1 rRNA gene is annotated in these 726 nt (G+C 52.6%); it reads left to right on the top strand.

The features are described 5' to 3' along the window. Window positions 1–698, top strand: a 23S ribosomal RNA gene (locus G9Q80_RS15285); the annotation flags it as partial. Window positions 699–726 lie beyond the last annotated feature (28 nt).

The raw sequence follows: 726 nt of genomic DNA, 5'->3' as shown, positions 1-726 counted from the left end.
GTGACGGCGTACCTTTTGTATAATGGGTCATCGACTTGGTCTATCTAGCAAGCTTAAGCCGATAGGTGTAGGCGCAGCGAAAGCGAGTCTTAATAGGGCGTCGAGTTAGATGGATCAGACCCGAAACCGAGTGATCTAGGCATGACCAGGATGAAGGTAAGGTAACACTTACTGGAGGTCCGAACCCACACCTGTTGAAAAAGGTCGGGATGAGTTGTGCCTAGGGGTGAAAGGCCAATCAAACTCGGAGATAGCTGGTTCTCCGCGAAATCTATTTAGGTAGAGCGTCATCCGAATACCCCGGGGGGTAGAGCACTGGATGGGTAATGGGGCCCCACAGGCTTACTGATCCTAACCAAACTCCGAATACCCGGGAGTACTAGATGGCAGACACACTGCGGATGCTAACGTCCGTAGTGGAGAGGGAAACAACCCTGACCTACAGCTAAGGCCCCCAATTCATGGCTAAGTGGGAAAGCAGGTGGGACGACCAAAACAACCAGGAGGTTGGCTTAGAAGCAGCCATCCTTTAAAGATAGCGTAACAGCTCACTGGTCTAAACAAGTTGTCCTGCGGCGAAGATGTAACGGGGCTCAAGCCATGAGCCGAAGCTTAGGATGCCGTAAGGCATGGTAGCGGAGCGTAGTGTGATATAGGACTTATCCTTTACTGCCGCCGGTCGTACGGAGCGTGGAAACGCGCTCAAGTAGCCGATAGGCGGTAGCG

The organism is Mameliella sp. LZ-28 (assembly GCF_012274245.1).
GTDB classification, from domain to species: Bacteria; Pseudomonadota; Alphaproteobacteria; order Rhodobacterales; family Rhodobacteraceae; genus Antarctobacter; species Antarctobacter albus.
This window is presented reverse-complemented; position numbering and strand designations above follow the sequence as displayed.